Origin of the sequence: Kitasatospora sp. NPDC059648 (assembly GCF_042734825.1) — a bacterium.
In the GTDB taxonomy this organism is placed as follows: Bacteria; Actinomycetota; Actinomycetes; order Streptomycetales; family Streptomycetaceae; genus Kitasatospora.
In genome coordinates, this window is sequence record NZ_JBHWDU010000020.1 from 32,217 (window position 1) to 57,423 (window position 25,207).

Sequence of the window (25,207 nt, forward strand, 5' to 3'; positions counted from 1 at the left end):
CCGCGGGGTTCGGTGACCGGTGGAGGCGGTCAGCGGGCGACGGTCAGGCGTCCTCCCACCTGAACAGCTTCCAGGCGATGCCGGTGAGGACGGCCGCGAAGAGCAGCAGACCGCCCATGGTGGGCAGGGCGTCCATGACCCCGCCGCCGCGGGTCAGCACCGACTGGGCGGTCTCGACCAGGTAGTGCAGCGGCATGACCTTGGAGACGGTCTGCAACCAGCCCGGAGCGCCGTCCATCGGGAAGAACGAGCCGGACAGGAAGGACATCGGCAGCACGATGATCTGCGAGATGCCGTTGGCCGCCTCCTCGGTCTTGGCGACCGAACCGGCCAGCAGGCCGATGGACATGAAGGCGAGCGTCGCGCAGGCCACCAGCGGGAGGACCAGCCACCAGTTGCCGGTGAGCTTGAGTCCGAAGAAGCTCGTGGCGACCACCAGGAAGACGGTGGTCTGGAGGAAGGCGGTCAGCAGCGAGACCAGGATCCGGGAGCTGACGACCGTGCCGGCGCTGATCGGGGCCAGCCGCAGTCGGCGCAGCACCTTGGACTTGCGCCAGTTGACCAGGGTGAGCGCGGCGCCGAAGACCGCGCCGGTGGCGATGGCCCAGCCGAGCAGGCCCGGGGTGAGGAACTGGATCGGCTTGAGCGACTTGTCCTCGACCTGCTGGGCCTCCACGACGAAGGCCGGCGGCTTCTCGCTGGCCGCCTGGTTGGCCTCCTGGACGACCGAGTCGACGATGCCCTGCAGCGCGCCGGCGCGGACCTGGTCGGCGGCGCTGTAGCGCAGCTCGATCCTGCCGTCCGGGCCCTGCGTGATCATCGCGTCGTAGTCGCCCTTGCGGACCTTGTCCAGCGTGGCGGCCGCGTCGTCGGTGCGGGTGATGGTGAGGACCTTGTCCAGCCCGGTCCGGGCCTCGCCCTGCATCGAGTCGAACAACTTCACCGCGCCGACCTGGGCGACCTTGGCGTGCGGGGTGTTGGAGCCCTTGGTCACGCTGCCGAAGAAGACCAGGAAGACCAGCGGGAAGAGCAGGATGAAGAAGGTCGCGGTGCGGTCGCGCTTCATCCCGAGCAGCATCGCGCGGGACAGGCTCCAGAACGCGCTGACCCGCTCCCGCCCGTCGGCGGCGCCGGCCGAACCGCCGCGCGGGGCGGGGACCTTCGGCTCGGTGGAGGTGGTTGCGGTCATGCGCGGAACTCCCGTCCGGTCAGCTGGAGGAAGACGTCCTCCAGGGTGGCGCCGCGCACTTCGAGGCCGCGCAGCGCGTTCTGCTCGGCCAGCACGCTGAGCACCGGGGCCGGGAGGCGGGTGGAGACGGAGAGCGAGACGGTGTCGTCCTCCAGGGTGGCGACGTCGGCGCCGGCCGCGCCCAGCAGCTCGCGGGCCCGCTCGACCGGAAGCTGGCCGGAGGCCACGCTGATCCGGACGGTGTCGTCGATCTCGCGGATCAGCGCCGCGGGGGCGCCGGTGTGCAGTATCTTCCCGTGGTCCATGATCGAGACCCGGTCGCAGAGGACCTCGGCCTCGTCCAGGTAGTGGGTGGTCAGGACTACGGTGCGGCCCTCGTTGTTGATGTCCCGCAGGAGGTCCCAGAGGTTGCGGCGGGCCTGCGGGTCGAGGCCGGTGGTGGGCTCGTCCAGGAAGACGAGCTCCGGGTCGTGGGCCAGCGCGCAGGCGATCGACAGGCGCTGGGCCTGGCCGCCGGACATCTGGTCGGTGAGGGTCTCGGCCTTGTCGGCGAGGCCGACCCGCTCCAGCATCGCATCGGCCCGCTTGGGACCGACCCCGTAGAACGACGCGAAGGTGCGGATGGTCTCCCGGGCCGTCAGTTTCCGGAAGAAGGCGGAGGCCTGGAACTGCACGCCGATCCGCGGCAGCAGTTTCGGATTCCGCGGCCAGGGGGCCATCCCCAGCAGCTCGACCCGGCCCTCGTCGGGCTTGCGGACCCCTTCCAGGATCTCCATGGTGGTGGTCTTCCCGGCCCCGTTGGGGCCCAGGATCCCGTAGAACTCGCCGGCCTCGACGGTGAACGACACCCCGTCGACGGCCTGCACATCCCCGTACCGCTGGCGGATGCCGTCAGCGGATATAGCAGCAGTCATGAGGCCAGAGAATAGGGGTTTCGGGGCGTCTTGTGCACACCCGGGAGCGGGATTTGCGGATTTCCTGAGGAAGGCGTGAAAAACCGGGCCGGGCGGAATATCGGAATTCCGCCCGGCCCGGCCCGAGTTGCTCCTGACGAGGCCTCAAAGCGCAGGTCAGGCGCGGTGCACCGTGATCGTCGTCCAGGCTCCGATGTGGATCCGGTCGCCGTCGTTCAGCGGTACGGCGGTGTGCGGGGAGATCGGCTCCGCACCGCCGTTCACGGTGGTGCCGTTGGTGGAGTCCTGGTCCACCAGCACCCAGCTGCCGTCCGCCTGTTCGGCGAGCAGTGCGTGCTGGTGCGAGGCGCCCGGATCCTCCGGCGGCACCGACAGGTCGATCTCCGGGACGGTGCCCCGGTGCTGGCTGCGCCGGCCGATCCGCAGCTGGCCCCGGCCGGTCAGCGGGATGCGGCGCTCGGGGCAGTACGGCGGGAAGAACAGGCCGGCCGCCTCGGGGCCGCTGCGGGCCATCATGTCGGTGAAGTAGTCGCGGTCGGCCGAGACCACCGCGATCCAGTTGGCCCGGACCGGCTCGGCCGGGAGCGGCTCCGGCTGGGCCCCCGGCTGGGGCTGCGGCGGGGCCAGGTGGAAGGACGTGCCGAAGTCGCCGCCGCGGTTGTTCGGGCCGGGACCGGCCGGCTGGGCGTACACCGGGCCGGAGTCCTCGCGCACCGGGGCCTCCGGGAAGGCGCCCTCCGGCATGTGCCCCTCCTGCCCGTTGGCGGGCGAGGAGGGAGGGTAGCCGTAGGTGTGCGGGTACTCGGGGGCCGGCGGCTGGACGGGCGGGGCCTGCGGGGGCTGCGCGGTGCCGCCGTAGGCCGCCGGGATGTTCAGCGGCGGGGGCTGGGCCGGGCCGGGAGCGGGCGCTGGCGCACCGCCGGCCGGCGCCTGGCGGCGCGAGGGGGTGGACAGCTCGTAGTCGTAGCCGCACTCCTCGCAGAACCGGCCGGTCTGCGGGCTGCGGCAGATCGGGCAGACGGTCAGGCCCTCGGTGAGGCCCGGCGGCGACGCCGGGGGCGGCACGGCCCCGGGCGGCGGGAACGCGCCGCCCGGCGGCGGGTAGGAGCCGGGCGGGGGGAACGCCCCCGGCGGGGGCGGCGGCGGGACCGCTCCCGGTTGCGGGGCCGGAGCACCGAAGGGCGCACCGCCGTGGGGCGGGTGCCCGGCGGGTGCGCCGGGCGCTCCCGGGTAGCCCTCGTGGGCGCCGGGCGTCGGGACCGGCGGAGTCATCGGGAAGCCGCAGAAGTCGCACCAGTCCTCGGCCTGCGACTCGTGGCCCCTCGGGCAGATCGGCATCAGGTCCCCCTCGTTTCGGGCCGGTGCGGCGCGGTGTCGCGCCGGGCGGCCGGCCCGGTCACGTCTTCAGCGGTCACTTCGCGGTCACTTCTTCACACGTACCGTCTTGGTCGACCGGGTCTCAAGGGTCATCGAGTCGGCCTCGCTCACGTTCTTACGGAACCGAACCGTACCCTCCTTCGGGTCGACCACGTCCACCACCTTCTGCAGCAGCTTGTAGGTGCCGTCGTTCCCGGTCGCGTGGGCGATCCGGACGGCGGCGCCCAGCTTGGCGGTGGCGGTGTCGACGTCTCCGGCGCGGTGGGCCTCCAGGCCCTCCTGGATCGAGGAGGCGAGCTCGGCCTGTCCGGTGTAGTGGGCGACCTGCGGGCTGATCCGGGTGGAGGAGGCCAGGTCGTCCGTCCAGACGGCCTTGACCAGGCCCTGGCTGAGCACCTCGGGGGTGCCGCCGCCGACCTGTGGGGGCAGCACCAGGCTGACCCGGGCGGCGAGCATCTCGTTGCCGACCGAGGCGGCCGGGACCTCGACGCAGACGTGGTAGTCGCGGCTCTCGTCGCCCCAGGAGCCGGTCGGGTAGTCGCCCGCCCGCGGGCCGGCCTCGGCGCGGCGTCCGGTGAGGTCCTCGACCGCGGGGGCGACCTGCTTGACGAACTTCACCGTGGCGTTGGCCGGGGTCCAGATCCGCAGGGCGACGTCGGCGACCTGCTTGCCCATCGCGCCGGTCATCATCGAGCGGAAGTCCTCGGCGAGGCCGGAGGGCTCGGCGACGATGTCGGTGGTGCCGAGCAGCGCCGAGGAGATCTTGCGCAGCTCGTCGATCCGCCAGTCGGTGCCGACGCCGCGGCAGTCCGCGGTGAAGTGACCGGTGACCCGCTCGATGTTGCGGGCCAGGTCCTCCGCCGACTCGTGCTCGTTGTTGCCGTCGGTGAGCAGGATGGCGTGCCGGATGGCGATGTCGCGGCGGGTGAGGAAGAGCTTGTCGGCCTTGGCCAGCCAGGTGCCCATCGCGGTGCCGCCGGCCGCGGTGAGGCGGCGCAGCGATTCCTTGGCCTGCTCCCGGGTGCCCGGCGAGGCGGTCGCCAGGGTGCCGTCGCCGGGGTAGATGTCCCGGGCCTCGTGGGTGCCGGCCACCACGGCGAAGGCGGTGCCGTCGCGCAGGGCGTCGATGGCGGCGGCGGTGGCCTCCCGGGCGCCGTTGATCTTGGTCTTGGGGTAGTCCATCGAGCCCGAGCAGTCGACCAGGATCACCACGGCCGCGTCGGCGTCGCCGCGCCGGGGACCGGAGTCGGCCAGCCCGAGCGGGCGTCCGCCGGAGGTGCCCCCGCCGGTGGAGGTGACGGTGACGATGGCGTTCACCTCGCGGGCGCCGTCGGCCAGGTACTCGTTCTGGAAGATCTCCACGTCGAACCTGGGCAGGTTCGGCTTCGCCAGTGTTGCCATGGGGCGGTGGCTCCCGTCGGGTGAGGGGTGGATGCGATCGGGTCGGTGGGGCGGCCCGGCGGCCCGGCGGCCGAGGGCCGTCGGGTGCCGGGCCGGTCGCGGACGGCCGGTCAGGCCGTCGGCGGGTGCGGCGGCTGCGGCGGCTGCGGCGGGACGGGCGGGGCGACGGGCGGCGCCGGGGGAGCCGTCGGGGCCGCGGGCGGCGCCGGCGGTACGGCCGGAGCGGTGGGGACCGAGGGCAGCGGGGCGGCGCGGGAGCCGATCACCGGGAGGTCCGGCAGGGTCGGCTCGTAGTCCGGGTCGTCCTCGGGGGCGCCCTCGGTGGCGGCCGGGGTGATCACCTTCAGGTCCAGCGCGGTCGGCGTCTCCTCGACCTCCTCGGCCGAGGCCGTCGGCGGGTCGATCGGCAGCACCGCGACGGTGATGTTGTCGTGCCCGCCGGCCGCGACCGCGAACTTCACCAGGGTCTGGGCAGCCGCGAGCGGCTCGGTTCGGGCGTCCGGCCGGACGAAGTACGCCAGGTCGGTGGCCGCCTCGGCGTAGTTCCACAGCCCGTCGGTGCAGATCAGCAGCACCCCGGGGACGTGCGGGGTGAAGTCGAGGGTGTGCGGCACGACCTCCTCGGCGTCGGCGCCGAGCCAGCCGGTGATCGCGTGGGCGCGCGGGTCGGCGTACGCCTCGGCCTCACCCATCAGCCCCGCCTCGACCATCCGGGCCGCCCAGGAGTCGTCCTGGGTGAGCCGGAAGGGGACGGCGGTGGTGCGGTCGTCCGGGATCCAGTACGCCCGGGTGTCGCCGACCCAGCCGACGGTGATCCGGCCGCCCGCCGCTATGGCGCTGACGAAGGTGCAGGCGGGCGCGTTGAGGTCGGGGCGGGCGGGCCCGGCGCCGTCGGTGGCGAGGTCGGCGACGGCCCTGGCGGCGTCGGCGACGGCCGCGCGCATCGCCTCCTCCGGGTCCCGGCCGGCTTCCAGCGAGGTCAGCAGGGACTCCGAGGCGGCGTCGACGGCGGTCTCCGAGGCCTCGTCCGGCCGGTCGGAGGAGGAGACGCCGTCGCACACCACGGCGACCACGACCGGCTCCCCGCCGGGCAGCGAGCTGGCGGCGACGGTGAAGGAGTCCTCGTTGCGGTGGTGGCGCACGCCGCGGTCGCTGACCCCGGCGACGCCCGCCAGCGCCTTCTCCATGTGGTCGCGCGGGCGCGGCTGGGCGCTGCCGCAGCCCTCGCAGTAGCCGTCCTCGGTGACCTGCGGCTGCCCGCAGTTCACACAGACCGGCCCGCGCTGCGGCGGGACGGCCTCACCGCGGGCGGCGGCCCAGCCGGCGGGCATCGCGCCCGGGGCCGTCCGGCCGTCCCGGCCGGTCCCGCAGCGCCCGCAGAAGGCGTCGTCGGGCTCCATCGGCTCGGAACAGCTCGGGCACTCGGTCTGCTGCGGCATCGGCTACACCCACGTCCTGGGGCGGGCCCGGTTGGCCCGTTCCACCATCTCGATCCTGGTCTCGGCCCGGTCGGCCAACCGGGCGAGTACCCGGTAGGACTGTTCCAGGGCGAAGCGCAGTTCCCGCTCCACCGCGGGACGTCCCAGTACCACCAGGTCGGCGCCCTGCTGCGCCCCGGCCGAGCCGGCGCCGACCCAGTCGAGGGCCGCGCCGAGCACCTCGACGGAGAGCTCCTCGCGGCGGCGGTCGTCCAGCCGGAGCGCGGTCAGCTGGTCGGAGCCGGCGGCGAGGTCGGCGGCGAGCGGGTCGGTGGCGGCCCGTTCGCGCAGCCGGGCGCGGACGGCGGCGATCCGGGCGGCGGTGTACTGGCTGGAGGTGGCCGGGACGGACTCCAGCACGCGCACCGCGCCGGGCCGGTCGTCCTCGGCGAGGCGGACCCGGGCGAGGCCGAAGGCGGCGCTCAGGTAGGCGTGGTCGGTGGTCCACACCAGCCGGTAGAACTCGGCCGCGTCGCCGCCGTCGCCGAGCAGTTCGGCGCAGACGGCCAGGGCGAGCTTGGGCGCGGCCTCGCCGGGGAAGGCGTCGTAGACCGCGTCGAAGGCCTCCGCGGCGGCCCGCAGGCCGGAGACCCGTCCGTTCTCCTCCGGGCCGGCGCCGGGCCCTTCCGCCCCGGCCCCGACCAGGGCGACCAGGCCGCGGTACCAGACCACCCGCCAGTCGTCCGGATGGTCGCGCTCCAGCTCGGCGAGCGCCTTCAGGGCCTGGCCGTGGCGGCCGAGTTCGAGCAGGGCGCGCAGCTCGCGCAGCCGGCTCTCGATCGAGACGGCGGGGGCGCCGCCGAGCGCGGCGAGCGCCTCCTCGGGGTCGGTGGCGAGCAGGGCGGCGAGGAAGCCCGCGTTGGGGTCGCCAGGGTCGACCCGGGGCACGGGCAGGGCGAGCGCGGCGGCCGACGGGTCCAGCACGGCCACCCGGAGCTGCCCGGGCTGGGCGGTGGGCAGCACCAACTCGGTGTCCACCACACGCAGTTCGGGGCCGAACAGGGTGGACAGCGCGGGCCGGGGCCGTTCGTCCTGGAGGGCCAGGACCTCCCGCAGCACGCCGGTGAGCTGGTCGGCCATCTCCTCGGCGGAGGAGAATCGGCGGGCCGGGTCCGGGTCGGTGGCGCGGACCAGGAAGCGGTAGTACGACTCGTACCTGGCGAAGACCTCGACGTCCTCGGGGCCGGGCAGCGAGTCGCGGTAGGTGGTGCTGTAGCCCTGGAAGTCGAAGGTGAGCACGGCGAGGGTGCGCGCCACGGTGTAGAGGTCCGAGGCCGGGGAGGGGCCGTCGGTGGCGATCTCAGGGGCCTGGTAGCCGATGGTGCCGTAGATCGGGCCGTCGTCGTCGAAGCGGCGGACCGCGCCCATGTCGATGACCTTGAGCGTGTCGCCGCTCTGGATCACGTTGTCGATCTTGAAGTCGCAGTAGACCAGGCCCCGGCCGTGCAGGTAGCCCAGCGCGGGCAGCGCCTCCAGGGCGTAGGCGATCGCCTGCTCGACCGGCAGCGGCTCGCGCCGGCCGTCCGGGGTGCGGCGGTCGTTGGCGATGTCCTTGAGCGACTTGCCGCCGACGAACTCCATCACGATGTAGCCGTCGGTGGAGCCGGTGCGCAGGTCCGGGTGCTCGGCGAAGTTGATGATCCGGACGATGTTCGGGTGGTCCACCTCGGCGAGGAAGCGCCGCTCGGCGACGGCCGCGGCGAGCGCGTCCTCGTCCCCGGTGTCCAGCAGGCCCTTGAGCACCACCCACTTGTCGTTGACCCGCCGGTCCACCGCCAGGTAGATCCAGCCGAGCCCGCCGTGCGCCAGGCAGCCGACCACCTCGTACTGGCCGCCGACCAGGTCGCCGCGGCGCAGCTTGGGCGTGAAGGAGTACGGCGTGCCGCACTTGGTGCAGAAGCCGTCCGGGCGACCCGGCAGGCCGTTCTTCTCCCGGCCCACCGGGGCCTCGCACTTGGAGCAGAACCGCTTGCGCTCGGGCACCTCGGGATTGGCCAGCACCGCCTGCGCGGGGTCGGCCGTCGCGACCGTCGGCACGTTGACCAGACCGGCGCCCAGCCGGTTGCGGGTGCCCGCGCTGACGCTGCCGCGGGTGGAGCGCACCGAGACCGAGCGGCTGCTGCCGGTACGGGTGGAGCGGTGCGAGCGGGAGCGGCCGGACATGGAGCGGGCGGAGCCGGTGCGGGCCGACAGCGAGCGGACCGAGCCGCTGCGGGCGGAGTCCGGGGCGACCCGGGCGGACGGGACGTAGGGCTGGGTGACGCCGGTGTCGGCGCCGGGCGGGGTCAGCCCGCACTCGTCGCAGTAGCCGTCCGCGTCGATGGCGCCCGTACAGTCCCGCGGGCACGGGGAGCCGGGGCCGGCGGCGGCCGGCGGGGGCGCGGTCGTTCCGCCGGTGGCCGCGGGGGCCACCGTCGAGGTCCCCGCCGGGGCCAGCCCGCACTCGTCGCAGTAGCCGTCGGCGTCGATCCTGCCCCCGCCGGAGCAGTCCGGCCGTACGCACGCCTCGCCCATCAACCTCAGCCCCCCTGTACCTGTCCGTCGACCGGCGTCGGGCCGGCCGCCTCGTGTGCCTGTGAGCCCTCGTGTGCCTGCCCGCCCTCGGTGGCCTCGGCCCGGGCCGGGCGCAGCGACTGCTGGAAGCGGGCCACCGCGGCGGCTGCCGCCCGCAGGTCGCAGGGCGCGCTCCACAGCAGCCAGCGCGCCTTCTCGTACCGCTCGATCACCTCCGGGTCCTCGGCGACCCGCATCCGGGCCGCCATCGCCTTGTAGGCGTCCAGCCGGCCGCGCAGCTCGGCCCGGACGGCCAGCGGCTGGGTGACCTCGGTGAGCGACTGCCGGGCCCGGGCCAGCTCCTTGGCGGCGGCGTCCTCCAGCGCGTCCAGCAGCGGCGCCAGTCGGCCCCACTGCCCGCCCTGGCGCAGCTCCAGCGCGGTGACGATCCGTTCGCGCAGCGCCGAGGCCGGGCCGGGCACGGCCGGGACGTCGCTGGAGGCTATCTTCGCCAGCACCTCGCCGCGCGCCCTGCGGGCCTCGGCCAGGGTGGCGTCGGCCCGCTGGAGCAGGTCGCCGACGCCCTGCAGGCGCTCCTCGGCGTCGTCGCGCAGCCGCAGCAGGTCCTCCAGTTCCAGCCGGACGCCGTCCAGCGCCCGCCCGGCCCGGTCGAAGCGCTCGGTGTCCACCACCCCGGAGGGGGTGGCGAACGCCTCGCCCTCGGGCACCGTGCCGCGCTGGGCGGGCACCCGGGCCGGGCGCCACAGCGCCAGCGGGTCCTCGCGGACCTCGGTGCGCAGCTCGGTGAGGTCCCGGGCCAACCCGGCCAGGTCGTCGCCCAGCGGGTGGCCGCCGGCGCGCACGCCGAGCGAGGCGGCCAGGGTCTGCACCCGGTGCAGCTCGGCCAGCAGCAGGTCGATCCGGGCCGGCAGCGCCGACCAGACCGCGTCGGCGGCGCTGACCACCTCCAGCACGGTGGCGTACCAGGAGTTCATCCTGGCCATCAGCGCGTCCAGGCTGACCCGCTCGACCAGTCTGGCGGGCGCGCCCAGCAGTTGGGGGCCGTCCGGCAGCGCGCCGCCCGGGACGGTCACCGCGTCCCCGGTCAGCAGCTCGCTGAGCTCGGCGAGTTCGGGGTTGCCGGGCTTGGCCTTGCGGGCCCGGACCGCGCGGGCCGAGGCGAGCGCCTCGGAGTAGCGGTCGAACAGCGCCCAGAGCAGCGGCAGGCCCTTGCCGGCGACCGACCAGCGCTCCAGGGTCCGTCCGGTCAGTTCGGCGCCGTCCAGCAGCCGCAGGCCCGGGTGGTCCTGCAGGGCGAGCAGCGCCGACTCGACCGCGTCCCGCTCCGCGCCGAGGCGCGCCAGCGCGCGGTCCACCTCCTCCCGGCTCAGTACCGGGCCAGCCGATGCCGCCACCGCGGTGTCCTTCCTTCCTCGCGCGGGCCGCCGTCGCGTGCGACGGGCGGTTCCGCGACAACCCCCGTGTCCACCACCGGTCTCCCCGTGGTGATCGTCCCGAACCCTAGCCGGTGGGTGTCCGAGCGGTGCGGGCGCGGGGCGTCAAGACGCCGTCAACACCCCGCGTCCGCACCGGTCCGTACCCGTCCGTCCCGGTACCGGCCCGGGCCGGTCCTCCGGTGCCGCCCCCAGGCCGGTCCTCAGTGCGGGACCGGCCAGTAGTGCTCGGCGTCGTTGAGCATGTACGGCTTCAGCCAGCGGTCGTAGCTGCGCCCCCACTCGCCGCCGGCGTGGTAGTCGGCCAGCACCTGGTTGACCCGCGCGGTGAGGTCCGGGCTGCTCTTCAGCATGGCGACGCCGATCACCTCCGGCTGCACGTCGCCGTCCACGATCCGCACGGTCTGGTCCTGGGCCGCCTGACCGGCCGCCAGGCCGTCGTCGGTCATGGTGGCGTCGATGCTGCCGAGCTGCATCAGGACCAGGCAGTCGAGTTGGTTCTCCACGACCGTCAGGTGCGCGTTCGCGTCCTTCTTGGCCCCGTTCTTGGCGGGGTCGAAGACGTCGGCGGCCGTCGAGCCCTTGGCGACGCAGACGTTCTTGCCGCCGATCGCCTCGTCGAGGTTCTTCGCCGGGGAGGTCTTCGGGACCAGCACCCGCTGGGTGATGCTGAAGTACGGCTTGGAGAAGGCGACGTCCTCCATCCGCTTGCAGTTGACGGTCATGGTGCGGACGATCAGGTCGACCCGGCCCTTCTGCACCGCGTCGACGCGGTCGGCGGTGGCCACCGGCTTGAGCACCACCTTCTCCGGGTCGCCCATGATGGCGGTGCCGATCGCCCGGGCCAGGTCGATGTCGAAGCCCTCGATCTGACCGGTGTTCGGGTTGCGGGCGCCCCAGCGGTAACTGTTCTGGTCCACGCCGATCACCAGGCTGCGCCTGGCTTTGATGGCCTTCAGCGCCGGGCCGTCCGCCGAACTCGGCGGCACGCTGGCGTAGATGTCGCAGGTGTCGGACCGGGCCTGCTGCTCCTGGGCCTGCCGCTCCTGGGCCTGCTGGGCCGACTGGACGGCCTGCGGCGCGCCGGTCGGCGCGGCGCCGGAGGGGCCGCCCCCGCCGAGCACGGCCGCGCAGGCGGCCAGCACCGCCAGCGCGGCGGCGCTCCTGGTCGGTACGGTTCTGCTGCGCATCTGTTCCGTTCCCCCTTACCGGTACTCGGCGAGTCGTCGGCCCAGGCCGCGCAGCGCGGCGGCCGCGGCCACCAGGCCGAGCACCGCGGCGGCGCCGGCCGCCAGGCGGAGGTCCCCGGCGGTGCCGTCGGCGGCTGCCTTGAACCGGACCTGTTCGATGTCGGCGGCCTGGGCGAGCGCCCGGTCGGTGCCGTTGAAGGCGGCGTCGGCGGTGCCGGTGGTGTCGGTGGCCGACACCGTCCTGTTCAGGGCGCCCTGGTAGTCGGCGTCGCCGACCTCGGCCTTCACCGCGTCCTGGTAGCGGTCCTGCCAGAGGTCGTACTGGTCGGCGGCGGTGGCCAGGGCCTGGTCGGCGGCGCTCGGCGCGAGGGCCAGCGCGTTCGGCAGCGAGCCGCTGCGCCGCCGCATCGGGGTCGACTTGCCGGCGATTCCGGCCAGGCGCTTGGTGGCGTCCGCGTACTGCCCGTTGTACGTGGCGGTGGAGCCGCGCGCGACCAGGTTCAGGTTCTCCGCCAACCGGGCGCTCAGCACGTCCACCCGGGCCGAGTTGAGCGCCCGCAGCGGGGTCGCGCCCTCGTGGTCGCTCTTCTCCAGGGCCGAACCGGTGGTCGCCCCGGCCACGGCGAGCCAGAGCGTGCCCGCCAGCACGGCGGCGGTGGCGCCCAGCAGGCCGATGTTGAACACCCGGTTGGTGCGGCGGAACAGGGTCAACTGCACCCACCCGAGCGCGGCCAGGGTCAGCACCGCCAGGCCGTACGCGCCCCACGGCACAGACCGGGCCTCTGCGTAGTCGTCCGCCAGCTCGCCGGTCTCGATGGTGTTCAGCTCGGCGGCGGCCGGCAGCAGGGTGGTCTGCATCTGCTCGGAGGCGTACCGCAGGTAGGCGCCGCCGAGCGGGATGCCCTGCCGGTTGTCGGCCCGCGCGGATTCCACCAGACCGGCGTACACCGGGAGTTGCTGGTTCAGTCGGGAGAGTGAGTCCTGGGCCGGGGAGGTCGCGGTGGTCCGGGCGGCGGCCTGGGAGATCAGCCTGGCGGCCTGGGCGAGGTCCTGTTCGTAGCGGGCCCGGACGTCCTTGGGCTCGGCGCCGGCCAGCAGGAAGCCGGAGGCCGCGGTGGTGGCGGCGTCGGCCAGCGAGCGGTGGATCTCGGCCGCGTCCCGGCTCAGCGGCTGGCTGTACGAGACCACCCGGTCGGCGGCCGACGCCCTGGTCTCCAACTGCCAGGCGGTGAGCCCGCCGAAGGCCACCGTGAGCACGGCGAGCACCACCCCGGCCAGCCGCAGCCGGCCCGGGGGCGTGCGGGTGGCCTGCGCCAGCCGGGCGCGCACGCCGCGTTCGGGTCCGCCCGGCCCGGGGCGCCTCGTCGGCGAACCGGCCGCTCCGGGAACGGGGGAGCCGGGCGGGGCCGCGCCCCGCCCCGCTCTCATCGGCGCCGCCCCCGGTACGGCCGGTGGCGCGCTCGGCCGTGCCGGGAGCGCGGCGCCCGGTGCGCCGTTGCCTACTGGTGTTGCCACCCGCCTCATCCTCCCCTGGGGTCGGGCCCGACACCCGGGGCCCGACCGATGGCAGCAGTATGGCCGTGACTCCCTCCGGCCACACCCGACTTGCGCCGATCTTGAGCATGTCGTGCACGGTTCCTGCACGCTCCAGTACGGCTCGTACCGTTCGCACCGGCTCTTACCCGGCCGGTACCCGGGCCGGGGCCGACCGTGCGGAGGGCGGCGACCGGTGCGACGCGGGCGGCGCCCCGCACGGTTCCGTGCCACGGCTCCGGTCACCGTCGCGCGCCACGGTTCCGCGCCCGCTGATCGCGGCTGGGGCACCCGGCCCCTCCGTACCATGGGCCCCATGCGTCTGCTTGGAACGATCTCGCCCGACCGTCCGCTGCTCGTCGTCGCGGTCCGCGAGGAGGCCGCCCACCTCGACGACCGGCTGCCCGTGCTGCTCACCGGGATCGGGAAGGTCAACGCCACCGCGGCCCTGGCCACCGTGCTCGCCCGGGGCGAGCAGCCCTCCGAGGTGATCAACCTGGGCACCGCTGGCGCGCTGCGCCCCGGCTGGGAGGGCATCCACCACGTCGTCCAGGTGATCCAGCACGACCTGAACAGTGAGGTCCTGCGCGCCCTGACCGGCCGCAGCTACGGCGCCCCGCTGGTCGTCGGCCGCGGCGACGGCCCGGTGCTGGCCACCGGCGACCTGTTCGTCGACTCCCCGGCGGCCAAGGAGCGGCTCGCCGAGCACGCCGACCTGGTCGACATGGAGGGCTACGCCGTCGCCGCCGTCGCCCACCGGGCCGGGGTGCCGGTGCGGCTGGTCAAGTACGTCAGCGACGAGGCCGGGGACGGCGCGGGGCACACCTGGCGGGAGTCGGTCGACGACTGCGCCCGGCACCTCGCGGACTGGGCGCACGCGCAGGGCTGGTGACATTTCGTCGGATCGATGCGGGTGGCTAGGGTGACGCGGTGACCGAGAACACCGCGACCGCGGACACCGCGACCCAGAACCCCGCGCCCCTTGGCGCCGCGCCGAGCAAGCTCTCCGACAGCCGCCCGCCGACGATGAACGCCGACGAGCGGACCACCCTGCTGGCCTTCCTCGACTACCTGCGCGAGGCCGTGATCGCCAAGGTCGACGGCCTCGGCGACGAGGACGCCCGGCGCCCCGGCGTCTCCTCCGGCACCAGCCTGCTGTGGCTGGTGCGGCACCTGACCGTGGTCGAGCACAACTGGTTCGAGTGGGCCTACGGCGGGCTGGGGGAGGCGGAGCCCCTCGACAGCGAGGTGGCCGTTCCGGCCGACGTCACGGTGGCCGCGGCGGTCGCCGCCTACCGGAACGCGATCGCCCGGGCGAACGCGGTGGCCCAGGCCGCCCCGGACCTCGACCGCCCCGGTGCGCGATCGCTGCGCCCGGACGCCGCCGAGGGGCCGTCGCTGCGCTGGGTGCTGGTGCACATGATCGAGGAGACCGGGCGGCACGCCGGGCACGCGGACATCATCCGCGAGCAGCTGGACGGGGCCGTCGGGCGCTGAGTGCGGCAGGTGTCCGCGCGCGGCAGGGCATCGGGTGCGGCTGGGCGCGCTGGTTACGGCAGGGGCGGCTGGGCGCCGATTACGGCAGGGGCGGCCGGGGATCCGGCCGCCCCTGCCGGCGACGCTCAGTCCCCGAAGGCCGAGAGGTCGAAGGAGGCCAGCCGCTCCGGGTCGACGATCACGTCGATCGCGGCGACCGTGCCGGCCACGACGGTGAACGCCATGATCGACAGCGCCCGGCCGTTGTCGCCGATGACCACCGCGCCCGCGGTGCCGTTGACCAGTGCCGGGCGGGCGAACGGCGACAGCTTGCCCCACAGGACGGCCTGCCCCGCCACCGTCGCGGCGCCGCTGAGCACCACGGTGTGCCGGGCCCGGCCGACCCCGCCGTCCGAGCGCAGCACCACGTCCGGGTCGAGCACCGCGAGCAGGGCGTCCAGGTCGCCGTTGCGGGCGGCGGCGAAGAAGGCGTCCACCGCGACGCGCTGGCGGCCCACGTCGGGGTCGGGCGCGGGCGCCTGCCCCTGCACCTTGCGGCGGGCCCGGCTGGCCAGTTGGCGGGTCGCGGCCGCGGTCTTCTCGATCAGCGGGGCGATCTCCTCGAACGGCACCGCGAACAGGTCGTGCAGCACGAAGGCGACCCGCTCGGCGGGTGACAGCGACTCCATCACGACCATCAGGGCCAGGCCGACCGAGTCCGCGAGCATCACCTCCTGCTCCGGGTCGACCACCCCCTCGCGCCGCAGCAGCGGGTCCGGGATACGCTCGGGGCCGCTCGCGCCGTCCGGTCCGGCCTGCTGCAGCGGCTCCTCGCGGCGCGCGGCGCGGTCGCGCAGCTGGTTCAGGCACACCCGGGAGACCACCGTGGTCAGCCAGCCGCCGAGGTTGCCCACCCCGCTGGTGTCGGTGCGGTCGTAGCGCAGCCAGGCGTCCTGGAGCGCGTCCTCGGCCTCGCTGATCGAGCCGAGCATCCGGTACGCGACCGCGCGCAGGTGCGGGCGGTGCTCCTCGAACAGCGCGGTCCGGCTGGATCGTTCATCGACCGTCTCGTTCACAGTGTCACCAGATCTCTCCCGGGATGCCCCCGGCATCAGGGCGGCCTCTACGGTCCTCGGCTCGGAGCCACGCAGTGGCCGAGCCGTCCTGTCCGTTCTGGCTCACATTCTCTTTCCTTGCCAGTGGGTGCTGTTGGGGGCGGAAGATCAACTCTCCGCTCGGGGCGAACAGGAGGCCAGCGGCCTGAGTTGTCGTTGCGGCGCCGTAGGGTGACCGCCATGTCGTTCCTCGAGCGCCTCCGGGCGACCCCCGCCACCGTCGACTACCTGCTCTGGCCGGGGGACTTCTCCCTCGACGCCTACTCGCACGTGGAGGAGGTCGTGCTCGCCTCCGGGGAGCGCCTGGAGGAGGTGGCCAAGTGCGGCGCGGGCGGCACCTTCTTCCTGTGCGGAGAGGGCGGCGACGAGCGGCCCGTCCTGTACGCGGACTCCGAGGGCGGGGCTGCGCTACTGGCGGTCGGGCTGGAGGAGATGGTCCGGCTGGTGCTCGCGGTGCCGTGGTGGCGGGACTGCGTGCGGCTGACCGAGGAGGAGAGCGCGGAGGCGGCCGAGGACCACCTCGCCGACGAGCCCGACCTGCTCGCCGACCGGGACGCGGCCGCCGCCGCGATCGGCCTCGAAGTGCCCACCGCCGCGGAGGCGTTGGCGCGGCTCCGGGAGGTCGTGGTCGGCCTCGGCCCGTCGTACGTCCTGCTCAACGCGGTAGAGGGCAACGCCTACGAGCCGATCTTCAGGCCCTGACCGCGGTCTTCTCCGCGGCGTCGAGGACCGTCCGCGTGGTGACGACCTTGGCGAAGCGCATCGCGTGCAGGGTGGTCGCGGTGGCGCGGGCCAGCTCGGCGGCGGGCACGGTGGTGCCGTCGGGGCCGGTCATGTCGAAGGAGTGCATGGCGTCGGTCGGGAAGATCACGTCGTAACCGAGGTTGCCGGCCATCCGGGCGGTGGTCTCGTTGCACACGTTGGTGATGATCCCGGTGATCACCAGCTGCCGGCTGCCGCGCTCCCGGAGCCAGGCGTGCAGCTCGGGGGTGCCGTAGAAGGCGCTGTTCACGGTCTTGGTGATGTGCAGGTCGGGGACGATCCCGGCGACGAAGTCCTTGAGCGCGTGACCGGGCGTGCCCTCGACCAGCGGCCCGACCCGGGAGGCGTGCTGCACGGTGACGACCGGGCGGCCGGTCGCCTGCCAGGCGGTGATCAGCTCGGCCATCCGCTGCTCGGCCTCCGGGTTGTCGCGCGGGCCCCAGAAGTCCCGGTCCTCGAAGCCCCGTTGGACGTCGATGAGGAGCAGGACGGCGTCGGGGTCGAGGGTGAGCGGGGCGTCGAAGGCGTCGGTGTTCGTCATGGGTCCATCGTGCGGGCCGCCGGCGGGGCGGGGTGATGGGCAGGAATGCCGATCATCGATAGGTTCCCGCCATGCGAACTGTGGGCTGCCTGATCTTCGACGGCGTGCGGGCCTTCGACTACGCGGTGATCGGCGAGGTGTGGGCGAACCGGGCCACCCGGCCCGGCGTGCCCGCCTTCGACCTGCGGGTCTGCGGCCCGGCCGGGGCCCGGGTGCGGCTGGGCGGCGGGCTGGAACGCGTCCCCGACCTCGGGCTCGCGGTGCTGGCGGCCTGCGACCTGGTGGTGGTCCCGGGCGTCGAGGACCCGGCCGCCCGGCGGCCCGCGGAAGTCCTGGACGCCCTGCGGGCCGTCTCCTCCGCCGGCGTCCCCGTCGCCTCGCTCTGCGCTGGCGCCTTCGTCCTCGCCGAGGCCGGGCTGCTCGACAGCCGCGAGGCCACCACCCACTGGGCCCTCGCCCCCGAACTCGCCCGCCGCCATCCTGCGGTGACCGTCCGCCCCGAAGTGCTGTTCACCGGCGGCGACGGGGTGTGGACCTCGGCCGGAGTCGCGGCGGGCATCGACCTCTGCCTCCACCTCGTCCGCACCGCCCACGGTCAGCAGGCCGCCGCCGCCATCGCCCGCGCCATGGTCACCGCCCCCTTCCGGGCGGGCGGCCAGGCCCAGTTCATCCCCAGCCCGGTGCCCCCGGTCGACGAGGACGACCCGCTCGCCCGCGTCCGCGCCGAGATCCTCGCCGCCCTCGACACCCCCTGGACCGTCCGCCGGATGGCCGCCGCGGCCCTGATGTCCGAACGGACCTTCGCCCGCCGCTTCACCGCGACCACCGGCACGACCCCGCTGCGCTGGCTCCTCGACCAGCGCATCCTCACCGTCCAACGCCTCCTGGAGGAGACGGATCTGCCGGTCGACACCGTCGCCACCCGCTGCGGCTTCGCCTCGGCGGTGTCGCTGCGACCGGTGTTCCTCAAACGGGTGGGCGTGGCACCGCGGGAGTACCGCAGGACCTTCCGGGGGCGGGAGGAGGGGTAGGGCGCGTCGGAGTCGGCGGCGTCGAGACGGGCGAGCAGGTCGAGCACCCGAGCGCCAAGGGGTGCGCGGTGGTGGTGCGGGGCGGCGGCTTCCGTCCCGCCGCCATGGCGGCGGGGGAGGCGGCGGGGGAGGGGCGGCGGCCCTCAGCGCCGCCACCCCTCTTGGCTACTCGGCACCGGGCCGGTGGTTCATTGAGCCAAACCCCGCCTGAGGGTGAAACCGGGTGGGGATCCGTGCGGGGTCCCGTGGGGTTTCGGGGAGCGCCCCCGGCGGGTTCAGCCCGCGACGGCCTCGCGCAGGCGCTTCTTGTCCGGCTTGCCGACGGACGTCAGCGGGATGGCGTCCACCAGGTGCAGGGCCTCGGGGGCGTAGATGCGGCCCTTGTTGGCGGTGACGAAGGCGCGCACCTCCTCCAGCCGGGGCTGCTGCCCCGGGGCGGGGACGACGGCGACGTGGACGTGCTCGGCGTCCTGGGTGTCGCGCACGCCGAAGACGGCGCACTGGGCGATCGCCGGGTGGGTGAGCAGCAGGTCCTCGACCTCGGTCGGGTAGACGTGGCCGCCGACGACGATGATCAGGTCCTTGAGGCGGTCGGCGAGGTAGAGGTAGCCGTCCGCGTCGAAGTAGCCGATGTCCCCGGTGTCCAGCCAGCCGTCCCGCAGCACCTGGGCGGTGAGCTCGGGCTGCTTCCAGTACCCGGCCATCAGGGTGGCCGAGCGGACGTGCACCTCGCCCTGCTCGCCGGCCGGCAGCACGGTGCCGTCGGCGGCGCGGATCTCCACCTCCACGTCGGGGAAGGGGCGGCCGACGGGCAGCGGACCGTCGTCGCCGAACCGTGCGTGCTCGGCGGGGGTGAGGAAGGCGATCTTCTGCGCCTCCGACATGCCGTAGAGGCTGACCAGGACGGGCCCGAACACCTTGAGGGCCTCGCGGATGCGGGTCGGGGAGGCGGCGCAGCCGCCGTAGTCGAGCCGGCGCAGGCTGGACAGGTCGGTGCGGGCGAGGGCCGGGTGGTCGAGCAGCTGGTAGATCAGCGGGGGCAGCACCCACAGGTCGGTGATGCGCTCGCGTTCGATCGCGGCCAGCACCTCGCCGGGGTCGAAGGAGCGCTGGAGGACGACGGAGCCGCCGCGCTGGAGCGTCACGTCCGAGAGCACGCCGGCGAGGTGGGCGAGCGAGGTGGCGGCGAGCAGGCGCGGCGGCTCGTCGCCGGGCCGGCCGACGAGGGCGGCCTCGAACATGTCGCGGTAGGGGCCGTGCAGGCTCAGGATGCCCTTGGGGATGCCGGTGGTGCCGCCGGTGTGGCGGATGCCGAGGTCGTCGTCGGGGCCGATGCGTACGGCGGGTTCCTCGGCGCTGCGGTGGGCGGAGGCGGCGACCACGTCCTCGCCGATGTGGCCCGACTCGGGGCCGGGGCCGAGGGTGAGGACGGTCGGGACGTCGATCAGCGGCAGCAACTCGGCGGCGTCCGCGTGCCGTTCGGCGTCCACCAGCAGGACCGTGGTGTCCACGCTGGCCGTGATCTCGGCCAGCACCGGGGCGCTCATCCCGTCGTACAGGCTGACCACCCGGGCGCCCGCCAGGCCGGCCGCGTAGCGGGCGCTGAGCGCCTCGGGGGTGTTGCCGGTGAGCAGGGTGACCGTGTCGCCGCGGCCCACGCCCCGGGCCAGGAGCTCGTGGGCGAGCCGGTAGGTGGTGGCGGCGAAGTCGCCGGCGGTGATCTCGGCGCGGTCGGCGGTGGTGATGGCCCGCCGGTGCGGGTCGGACACCAGCGACCGGAGGATCAAGGCGGGTGCGCTGACGAACTCCTGGTCGGTCATGGCCACTTCTTCCTTGTAGTTTGCAACCATGTCGTCAGGCTAACTCCACCGCCGCCCGGTGTTGTCGAGTTCAGGCCATGTCAGGTCGTAGGACTGAGGGGAAGTCGGCCGGAGGGTGGAGGGCCGGATCGGCGACGGCGTCCCGGTGTTCGTCGGGCGCGGTGACGATCACATGGCCCTGCCGGCCCGGGAGTTCGGGGATCAGGGCGCTGTGGCAACCCCGGCTGTGGTGGATCTCGACCGGGGCGGGCATTTCGCCGTCGAGGCGCAGTTCGCCCGTGGTCGGCGGGCCGTCGGGCGGGGCGGAGATCGGCCCGGTGCGCGGGTCGAGGTCGAAGCGGTCGGAGTTGGCGAGAAAGGTGTCGAGTCGCGACCGCGGGCTGGTCGAGGACCCGATCCGGTGGACGGGCGGCAGCGGGTCTCGCGGGGGGTGGAGGCGTGGAAGGTGTGCGGCCGGTTGCCGAACTGCACGGAGTGTTCTCCCAAGTCACCGTATCGGCGCGGCAGTTGGCGCCGGTGGTCGGCAGACTGTGCGGCGGGAGGCGCGGCTGCAGCCGGTTTCCGGGGGCGGGCCCGCCGGATCCTCTCGGCGGGCCCGCCCGACGCCCCGGCGACTACCGGTCGGCGGTGAGCTTGCCGGCCGCGCCCCAGTTCTCCGGCTGGTACTCCTGGATCCACACGTACACGCTCTCGGCGGGGACTTCCAGCGCCTCCACGAACGCCTCGGTGACCTTCTTGACCAGCTCGCGCTTCTGCTCGACGTTGCGCGGGCCCTGCTGGATGGTGACGATCGGCATCTTCGGCTCCTGAACGGGTTTCTCCGGCCGGGCTCTTGCGTCCGGCTCTTCCGCCGGTCTCCCCGGCTGAGAACAGTCCACCCGATCAGGGCCGCCGCACCCAGACCCGAATCGCTCTGACAGTGATCACGAATCCTGATCGTCCCAGGTCGGAAGCGTTCCGCGGCAGGCCGCCAGGAGCAGCCGGGGGAGCGGGGCGGACCGCCGTACGGCGAGCGAGGTCGGCAGGGCCAGCGGGATCCGAGAGGGCCGGAAGGCCACCCGGGGGAAGTTCGTCATCCGGGCGTTGGCGGCGTACACCACCGTCCACATCGGGGTCCCGGTGCCGATCGAGGCCAGGGTGTCCTGGAGGGCGCCGTGCGCCGGGCCGAGGACTGGCCGGAAGCCGGCCCGTGCGCAGGCGCCCGTCACCAGGTCCACCAGGGCCGGGTTGTTGCGGCGGTCGGTGAGCCGGAGCGGCAGGGTGGCGAGGTCCGCGAGGTCCACCTCGGGTTGCTCCGCCAGCGCGTGCCGGGCGGGCAGCGCCAGCACCAACTCGTCCTCCCAGACCGGCAGGAAGCGCAGCTCGGGACTGTTCTCGGCGATCGCCCCGCGCACGAAGGCGGCGTCGAGCCGCCCGTCCGCCAGCCGCGCCAGCCGCTCCCGCACCGGCACGGAATGCAGTTCGACGCGCACCCCGGGCGCCTGCCGCTGGTAGGTGTCCAGGATCAGGTCGAGCCGCTCGCCCAACCCGCTGACGGTGCCCAGCCGCAGCACCGCGGGCGCGGCCAGATCGGCGGCCAGCGCCCGTGCGGCGTCCTCGGCCGCCAGGACGTCCCTGGCCGCGGGCAGGAACCGCTCACCCGCCGGCGTCAGCCGCACGTGCCGGGGCGACCGGTCGAACAGCTCGACCTTCAACTCCCGCTCCAGCCGCCGGACCTGCTGGCTCACGGCGGGCTGCCCGAGCAGCAGCCGCTCGGCGGCCCGGCCGAAGTGCAGCTCCTCGGCGACGGCGACGAAGCAGCGCAGCTGCCGTAGCTCCATGCGGTTCCCCTGCTCGGTGGGTCGACCGGCTCATGGTCGCAGGCCGGAGCGGGGCCCGCTTCCGGGGGTTCTCCCGCCACGGTGCCGGTTCGGCTGTTCCCGCCCAGCCGTCGCGCCTCGGCCGGTCCCGCGCGGCTGATCCCGCTCAGCCTGCAGCCGGCCGGACGAGCTGCTCGCTCGCGCTCCGGCCCTTGTGGCTCACCTTGGGCAGGCGTGCCAGGAACGCGTCGAACTCGGCGCGCTCCGCCTCGGTGAACGGGGCCTTGAGCACCGTCGCCGACTGCGGCGGGGTGCCCACCTTCTGCGAGAGCACGGTCCACGCCACGGGGTTGTGCGCGACCTTGTTGACCGCGGACCAGGGAATGCGGCGGTCCGTGGCCGGGGTGGTCAGCCGGAGGCCGTCGTCGGTGAGCCTGACGGTCGTCGGCCCGACGTAGCGCGGGGCGACCTTCAACCCCATCCGCCTGCCGCCCGCGGTGATGTTCACCACCTGCACGAACCCGAAGAAGAACGCGGCTATCGCGAACCAGGTGCTGCCCACGGCCGCACAGGCCACGGCCACCAGCAGCCACAGTCCGACGATGGCCCACCGCAGCCAGGGCCGGGCGGACGCGTTCGCCGTCACCGAGGCGACGATGTCCTCGGTGGTGGCCTCGTAGGTGACCTGGATGTCCATGCTCGTGTGCTCCTGCTTCGTAGTGGCGGCACATCATGGCGGCCATGTGTCGTCCGCGGCAAACAGGGGCGGGTGAGGGGCCGGCCGTTCCGAGGCGGTTGTTCGAGGTGGTCGTTCGAGGCGGTCGGAGGCACCCCTCCGGGTGGTCTATAGTTAACCCATCACCCAGATGCGCGGGTGGCGGAATAGGCAGACGCGCTGGATTCAGGTTCCAGTGCCCGAAAGGGCGTGGGGGTTCAACTCCCCCCTCGCGCACAGCGAACGGCCGGTTGATCCTCGGATCGACCGGCCGTTCTGTTTTCCCGGTCAGCGGCAGAGTTTCTCCGGGAACGACGGCTACGTCACCGCCGCACTCGGCGCCGGGGCCGGCGGCTTCGCACTCGAGCGGCTTCCCGTTGCCGCGGGCGGCGCTACGCGCAGAACCGGGCCCACGCGGTGGTGATCGCGTATGGGTCCGGCCTGTGGTGCCGGGGATGAGCGGCTGACGTGGCCGGCTGACCGGGCTCGAACCGGGGCCCCATTAGGCTGGGCCGGTCGGCCGTACACGCCTGGGGGGAATCGGCACGTGAGCTTGATGGAGCACGATCCGCGGGAGATCGGCGGGTACCTCCTGGAGGGCAGGCTCGGCGCGGGCGGGATGGGCGTGGTCTACCGGGCCCGGTCGGTGTCCGGCCGGCAGGTGGCGGTCAAGGTGATCCGGCCCGAGCTGGCCGCGGACGCGGAGTTCCGGGCCCGGTTCAGGCTGGAGGTCACGGCGGCGCGCAAGGTCAGCGGCGCGTTCACCGCGCCCGTCCTCGACGCGGACGCCGACGCCCCGGCGCCCTGGCTCGTCACCCTGTTCGTCCCCGGTCCGTCCCTCGGGGAACGGGTCGCCGGCCAGGGCCCGTTGGCCCCGCCGGAGGTGCGCCGCCTCGCGGCCGGGCTGGCCGAGGCCCTGCGCGAGATCCACCGCGTCGGGCTGGTGCACCGTGACCTCAAGCCCGGCAACGTCCTGCTCGCCGAGGACGGCCCGCGCGTCATCGACTTCGGCATCGCCCGCAGTGCGGGCGAGACCCAGCTCACCAGCACCGGGGTCGCCGTCGGCACGCCGCCGTTCATGGCGCCCGAGCAGTTCCGGGACGGCAGCGCGACGACGGCCACCGATGTCTTCGCCCTCGGTTCGGTGCTCGCGTTCGCCGCCACCGGGCGCGGTCCGTTCGGCGCGGACTCCTCGCACGCGGTGGGCTTCCGGGTCGTCTACGAGGAGCCGGACCTCGCGGGGATGGCGCCGGAGCTGTACCCGCTGGTCATCGGATGCCTGGCCAAGGATCCGGCACAACGGCCCACCGTGGACGGGCTGTTGAGGATGATCGCGGAGGGGGCCCGGGAACGGACGGTCCAGCTGCGGACGGGGCCGGTGGCTCCGGCCGTGCCGCCGGCCGTCGCCACGCCGACGGCCCCCAACCCGGTCGTCCCCGCCGCACCCGCGCCGCCACCCGGGCCGCCTGCCGTCGCTCCGTACCCGCCGACCGCCGCCCCCGGCCGGCCCCGTCGGCGGAAGGCCCTGATGATCGGCTCCTCGGTGGCCGCCGTGGTGGTCGCCGCGGCGGCCACGCTCGGCTACGTCGCCTGGCAGGACCAGCAGCGGCGGACCGGGCCGTCCGCGCTCCCCGCTGGGGTCGGCTGCGCCCCGGCGGGCAAGGCCACGGTCGGTGCGGACGGCATGGAGGCCGCCCTGGTCCAGCAGTGGACCGCGGACTTCGGCAAGGCCTGCCCGGACGACAAGCTCACCTACAAGCCCCCGTCCGGCAACACCGACGATCCGTTCAAGTACGCCAACGCCAGCGCCTTCGCCAACGCCGAGGTCGACGGCGCCGGCTTCGACACCGCGGTGACCGACGAGCAGGCGTTCCAGTACGGCAAGCACTGCACCGACGGCCGGATGTCCCAACTCCCGGTCACCGTGGCCCCTGTCGCGGTCGTCTTCAACGTGCCCGGGGTGACGGACCTGGTGTTCGACGCCCCGACACTCTCCAAGATCTTCCAGCACCAGATCGAGACCTGGAACGACCCTGCGATCAGGGCGCTCAACCCGGCCGCGGTGCTGCCGAGTTCACCGATCGGCATCCGGGTCCCGGCGGCCATGTCGTGGTCCGGCTACGTCTTCCAGCAGTACCTCAGCAAGGCCGGCGGCTGGCCGTACGAGGTGGGCGCGCACTGGGATCCCGCCATGAAGGCCGCGCCCGGTACGACCGAGGCGAGCATCCCCGGCGCCGTCGCCGGCGCACCCGGGTCGATCGGCGTCGTCCCGCTGAAGGACGTCGGGAACCTCCCCACAGCCCGGGTGCGGACCGGTGACTCCGACGTGGCGCCGAGCGTCCAGGCCGCCGAGACGATGGCCGCGACCGGCACGGTGGAGACCTCGGACAGCCGGGTGTCGGTCAAGCTCGACTACCAGAAGCCGGTGAAGGGCGGATATCCCGTGGTCGGATTCGGCTACCTCGGCTTCTGCGAGCGCGGCGGGGGCTCCGCCTCCGTGATGGCGAGCCTGGCGTCCTACGCGGTCAGCGGACCGGGCCAGGCGACGGGCGAGTCGCTGAAGTACGGCACGCTGCCCCCGGCCGTGGCCCAGCAGGTGCGGAGCACCCTGGCCGGGCTCCGGTCCGAGTAGGCCCGGCGCGCCCGGACGGCCTCGGCTGCCCGGGCACGCACGGGCCCGCCGGCTGCTACTCCTCCACCTGGACCTTGTCGGCCTGCATGCCCTTCTGGCCCTGGACGGCTTCGAAGGAGACCCTCTGGCCCTCCACGAGGGACTTGAAGCCGCCCCCCTCGATCGCCCTGAAGTGCACGAACAGGTCGGGGCCGGACTCCGGGGTGATGAAGCCGTAGCCCTTCTCGTCGTTGAACCACTTCACGGTGCCGCGCTGGCGCTCGGCCATGTCCACTCCTCGGGATCGG

The 25,207-nt window shown here is 74.2% G+C and carries 22 protein-coding genes and 1 tRNA gene; 6 read left to right on the forward strand and 17 right to left on the reverse strand.

Annotation, left to right across the window (positions count from 1 at the left end; all coding sequences use genetic code 11):
• Positions 1 to 43: 43 nt before the first annotated feature.
• From ACFV1W_RS15140 to ACFV1W_RS15180, 9 genes are all read right to left on the reverse strand, one after another.
• On the reverse strand, positions 44 to 1,189 hold the full coding sequence (locus tag ACFV1W_RS15140) for an ABC transporter permease (protein ID WP_380416574.1): 1,146 nt from the start codon (positions 1,187 to 1,189) through the stop codon (positions 44 to 46).
• Positions 1,186 to 2,103 (reverse strand): ABC transporter ATP-binding protein, encoded by a 918-nt coding sequence (locus ACFV1W_RS15145; protein WP_380416575.1) that lies wholly within the window; start codon positions 2,101 to 2,103, stop codon positions 1,186 to 1,188. Before ACFV1W_RS15145 ends, ACFV1W_RS15140 begins: the two co-directional genes overlap by 4 nt.
• Positions 2,104 to 2,259: 156 nt before the next feature.
• Entirely contained in the window at positions 2,260 to 3,441 is a 1,182-nt protein-coding gene (locus ACFV1W_RS15150) for an FHA domain-containing protein (protein ID WP_380416577.1), read from the reverse strand.
• Positions 3,442 to 3,525: 84 nt separating this feature from the next.
• Positions 3,526 to 4,881, reverse strand: a complete 1,356-nt coding sequence (locus tag ACFV1W_RS15155) for a VWA domain-containing protein (protein ID WP_380416579.1) — start codon at positions 4,879 to 4,881, stop codon at positions 3,526 to 3,528.
• 110 nt (positions 4,882 to 4,991) lie between these two features.
• On the reverse strand, positions 4,992 to 6,320 hold the full coding sequence (locus ACFV1W_RS15160) for a PP2C family serine/threonine-protein phosphatase (protein ID WP_380416582.1): 1,329 nt from the start codon (positions 6,318 to 6,320) through the stop codon (positions 4,992 to 4,994).
• Between the two features lie 3 nt (positions 6,321 to 6,323).
• Positions 6,324 to 8,873, reverse strand: coding sequence for a tetratricopeptide repeat protein (locus ACFV1W_RS15165; RefSeq protein ID WP_380416584.1), 2,550 nt, complete (start codon positions 8,871 to 8,873; stop codon positions 6,324 to 6,326).
• A 5-nt stretch (positions 8,874 to 8,878) separates the two neighbouring features.
• A complete protein-coding gene (locus ACFV1W_RS15170; protein ID WP_380416587.1) occupies positions 8,879 to 10,267 on the reverse strand; it encodes a hypothetical protein in 1,389 nt (462 codons plus the stop codon).
• 242 nt (positions 10,268 to 10,509) lie between these two features.
• Entirely contained in the window at positions 10,510 to 11,496 is a 987-nt protein-coding gene (locus tag ACFV1W_RS15175) for a glutamate ABC transporter substrate-binding protein (protein ID WP_380416590.1), read from the reverse strand.
• Between the two features lie 15 nt (positions 11,497 to 11,511).
• Positions 11,512 to 12,825: a hypothetical protein gene (locus ACFV1W_RS15180; protein WP_380416592.1), complete on the reverse strand. Its 1,314-nt coding sequence runs from the start codon at positions 12,823 to 12,825 to the stop codon at positions 11,512 to 11,514.
• 520 nt (positions 12,826 to 13,345) lie between these two features.
• Here ACFV1W_RS15180 and ACFV1W_RS15185 point away from each other — a divergent pair.
• Positions 13,346 to 13,921: a nucleosidase gene (locus ACFV1W_RS15185; RefSeq protein WP_380416594.1), complete on the forward strand. Its 576-nt coding sequence runs from the start codon at positions 13,346 to 13,348 to the stop codon at positions 13,919 to 13,921.
• A 38-nt stretch (positions 13,922 to 13,959) separates the two neighbouring features.
• Positions 13,960 to 14,526: a DinB family protein gene (locus ACFV1W_RS15190; protein ID WP_380416597.1), complete on the forward strand. Its 567-nt coding sequence runs from the start codon at positions 13,960 to 13,962 to the stop codon at positions 14,524 to 14,526.
• A 125-nt stretch (positions 14,527 to 14,651) separates the two neighbouring features.
• Here ACFV1W_RS15190 and ACFV1W_RS15195 read toward each other — a convergent pair whose 3' ends face one another.
• A complete protein-coding gene (locus tag ACFV1W_RS15195) occupies positions 14,652 to 15,581 on the reverse strand; it encodes a sigma-70 family RNA polymerase sigma factor (RefSeq protein ID WP_380416599.1) in 930 nt (309 codons plus the stop codon).
• Positions 15,582 to 15,800: 219 nt separating this feature from the next.
• On the opposite strand from ACFV1W_RS15195, the gene ACFV1W_RS15200 reads away from it, so the two are divergent.
• On the forward strand, positions 15,801 to 16,322 hold the full coding sequence (locus tag ACFV1W_RS15200) for a hypothetical protein (RefSeq protein WP_380416602.1): 522 nt from the start codon (positions 15,801 to 15,803) through the stop codon (positions 16,320 to 16,322).
• On the opposite strand, the gene ACFV1W_RS15205 is transcribed toward ACFV1W_RS15200, so the two are convergent.
• The gene (locus ACFV1W_RS15205; RefSeq protein WP_380416605.1) at positions 16,312 to 16,923 is read right to left on the reverse strand and encodes an isochorismatase family protein; all 612 of its coding nucleotides are present in this window, start codon (positions 16,921 to 16,923) and stop codon (positions 16,312 to 16,314) included. The genes ACFV1W_RS15200 and ACFV1W_RS15205 overlap by 11 nt on opposite strands.
• A 71-nt stretch (positions 16,924 to 16,994) precedes the next feature.
• Here ACFV1W_RS15205 and ACFV1W_RS15210 point away from each other — a divergent pair, with 71 nt between their 5' ends.
• Positions 16,995 to 17,954: a GlxA family transcriptional regulator gene (locus ACFV1W_RS15210; RefSeq protein ID WP_380416608.1), complete on the forward strand. Its 960-nt coding sequence runs from the start codon at positions 16,995 to 16,997 to the stop codon at positions 17,952 to 17,954.
• Between the two features lie 275 nt (positions 17,955 to 18,229).
• Here the strand turns inward: ACFV1W_RS15210 and ACFV1W_RS15215 are convergent, their stop codons facing one another.
• The 5 genes from ACFV1W_RS15215 to ACFV1W_RS15235 all read right to left on the reverse strand — a co-directional run bounded on the left by ACFV1W_RS15215 (position 18,230) and on the right by ACFV1W_RS15235 (position 22,270).
• Positions 18,230 to 19,804, reverse strand: coding sequence for an AMP-binding protein (locus ACFV1W_RS15215; protein WP_380416611.1), 1,575 nt, complete (start codon positions 19,802 to 19,804; stop codon positions 18,230 to 18,232).
• A 40-nt stretch (positions 19,805 to 19,844) separates the two neighbouring features.
• Positions 19,845 to 20,027: a hypothetical protein gene (locus ACFV1W_RS15220; protein WP_380416614.1), complete on the reverse strand. Its 183-nt coding sequence runs from the start codon at positions 20,025 to 20,027 to the stop codon at positions 19,845 to 19,847.
• Between the two features lie 361 nt (positions 20,028 to 20,388).
• Positions 20,389 to 20,571, reverse strand: a complete 183-nt coding sequence (gene dmpI / locus ACFV1W_RS15225; RefSeq protein ID WP_030287947.1) for a 4-oxalocrotonate tautomerase DmpI — start codon at positions 20,569 to 20,571, stop codon at positions 20,389 to 20,391.
• A gap of 126 nt (positions 20,572 to 20,697) precedes the next feature.
• Entirely contained in the window at positions 20,698 to 21,594 is an 897-nt protein-coding gene (locus ACFV1W_RS15230; RefSeq protein WP_380416616.1) for a LysR family transcriptional regulator, read from the reverse strand.
• Positions 21,595 to 21,739: 145 nt separating this feature from the next.
• Positions 21,740 to 22,270 carry a YcxB family protein gene (locus tag ACFV1W_RS15235; RefSeq protein WP_380416619.1) on the reverse strand — a complete coding sequence of 177 codons (531 nt, stop codon included), beginning with the start codon at positions 22,268 to 22,270 and terminating at the stop codon, positions 21,740 to 21,742.
• 171 nt (positions 22,271 to 22,441) lie between these two features.
• Between ACFV1W_RS15235 and ACFV1W_RS15240 the strand changes: the two genes are divergently transcribed.
• Both ACFV1W_RS15240 and ACFV1W_RS15245 read left to right on the forward strand, forming a co-directional pair.
• Positions 22,442 to 22,525: transfer RNA gene (locus ACFV1W_RS15240), tRNA-Leu, on the forward strand.
• A 319-nt stretch (positions 22,526 to 22,844) separates the two neighbouring features.
• Positions 22,845 to 24,920: a serine/threonine-protein kinase gene (locus ACFV1W_RS15245; protein WP_380416709.1), complete on the forward strand. Its 2,076-nt coding sequence runs from the start codon at positions 22,845 to 22,847 to the stop codon at positions 24,918 to 24,920.
• A 55-nt stretch (positions 24,921 to 24,975) separates the two neighbouring features.
• Here ACFV1W_RS15245 and ACFV1W_RS15250 read toward each other — a convergent pair whose 3' ends face one another.
• Positions 24,976 to 25,188 (reverse strand): cold-shock protein, encoded by a 213-nt coding sequence (locus tag ACFV1W_RS15250; protein ID WP_380416622.1) that lies wholly within the window; start codon positions 25,186 to 25,188, stop codon positions 24,976 to 24,978.
• Between the last annotated feature and the right edge of the window lie 19 nt (positions 25,189 to 25,207).

Excerpts from the sequence above, each read along its gene's own strand:
- ACFV1W_RS15185 (WP_380416594.1), top strand. The coding sequence starts at position 13,346 with ATGCGTCTGCTTGGAACGATCTCGCCCGACCGTCCGCTGCTCGTCGTC.
- ACFV1W_RS15220 (WP_380416614.1), bottom strand. The coding sequence starts at position 20,027 with ATGCCCGCCCCGGTCGAGATCCACCACAGCCGGGGTTGCCACAGCGCC.
- ACFV1W_RS15205 (WP_380416605.1), bottom strand. The coding sequence starts at position 16,923 with ATGACGAACACCGACGCCTTCGACGCCCCGCTCACCCTCGACCCCGAC.
- ACFV1W_RS15140 (WP_380416574.1), bottom strand. The coding sequence starts at position 1,189 with ATGACCGCAACCACCTCCACCGAGCCGAAGGTCCCCGCCCCGCGCGGC.
- ACFV1W_RS15250 (WP_380416622.1), bottom strand. The coding sequence starts at position 25,188 with ATGGCCGAGCGCCAGCGCGGCACCGTGAAGTGGTTCAACGACGAGAAG.
- ACFV1W_RS15160 (WP_380416582.1), bottom strand. The coding sequence starts at position 6,320 with ATGCCGCAGCAGACCGAGTGCCCGAGCTGTTCCGAGCCGATGGAGCCC.
- ACFV1W_RS15210 (WP_380416608.1), top strand. The coding sequence starts at position 16,995 with ATGCGAACTGTGGGCTGCCTGATCTTCGACGGCGTGCGGGCCTTCGAC.
- ACFV1W_RS15175 (WP_380416590.1), bottom strand. The coding sequence starts at position 11,496 with ATGCGCAGCAGAACCGTACCGACCAGGAGCGCCGCCGCGCTGGCGGTG.
- dmpI (WP_030287947.1), bottom strand. The coding sequence starts at position 20,571 with ATGCCGATCGTCACCATCCAGCAGGGCCCGCGCAACGTCGAGCAGAAG.
- ACFV1W_RS15200 (WP_380416602.1), top strand. The coding sequence starts at position 15,801 with ATGTCGTTCCTCGAGCGCCTCCGGGCGACCCCCGCCACCGTCGACTAC.
- ACFV1W_RS15145 (WP_380416575.1), bottom strand. The coding sequence starts at position 2,103 with ATGACTGCTGCTATATCCGCTGACGGCATCCGCCAGCGGTACGGGGAT.
- ACFV1W_RS15165 (WP_380416584.1), bottom strand. The coding sequence starts at position 8,873 with ATGGGCGAGGCGTGCGTACGGCCGGACTGCTCCGGCGGGGGCAGGATC.
- ACFV1W_RS15230 (WP_380416616.1), bottom strand. The coding sequence starts at position 21,594 with ATGGAGCTACGGCAGCTGCGCTGCTTCGTCGCCGTCGCCGAGGAGCTG.
- ACFV1W_RS15215 (WP_380416611.1), bottom strand. The coding sequence starts at position 19,804 with ATGGTTGCAAACTACAAGGAAGAAGTGGCCATGACCGACCAGGAGTTC.
- ACFV1W_RS15150 (WP_380416577.1), bottom strand. The coding sequence starts at position 3,441 with ATGCCGATCTGCCCGAGGGGCCACGAGTCGCAGGCCGAGGACTGGTGC.
- ACFV1W_RS15155 (WP_380416579.1), bottom strand. The coding sequence starts at position 4,881 with ATGGCAACACTGGCGAAGCCGAACCTGCCCAGGTTCGACGTGGAGATC.
- ACFV1W_RS15235 (WP_380416619.1), bottom strand. The coding sequence starts at position 22,270 with ATGGACATCCAGGTCACCTACGAGGCCACCACCGAGGACATCGTCGCC.
- ACFV1W_RS15245 (WP_380416709.1), top strand. The coding sequence starts at position 22,845 with ATGGAGCACGATCCGCGGGAGATCGGCGGGTACCTCCTGGAGGGCAGG.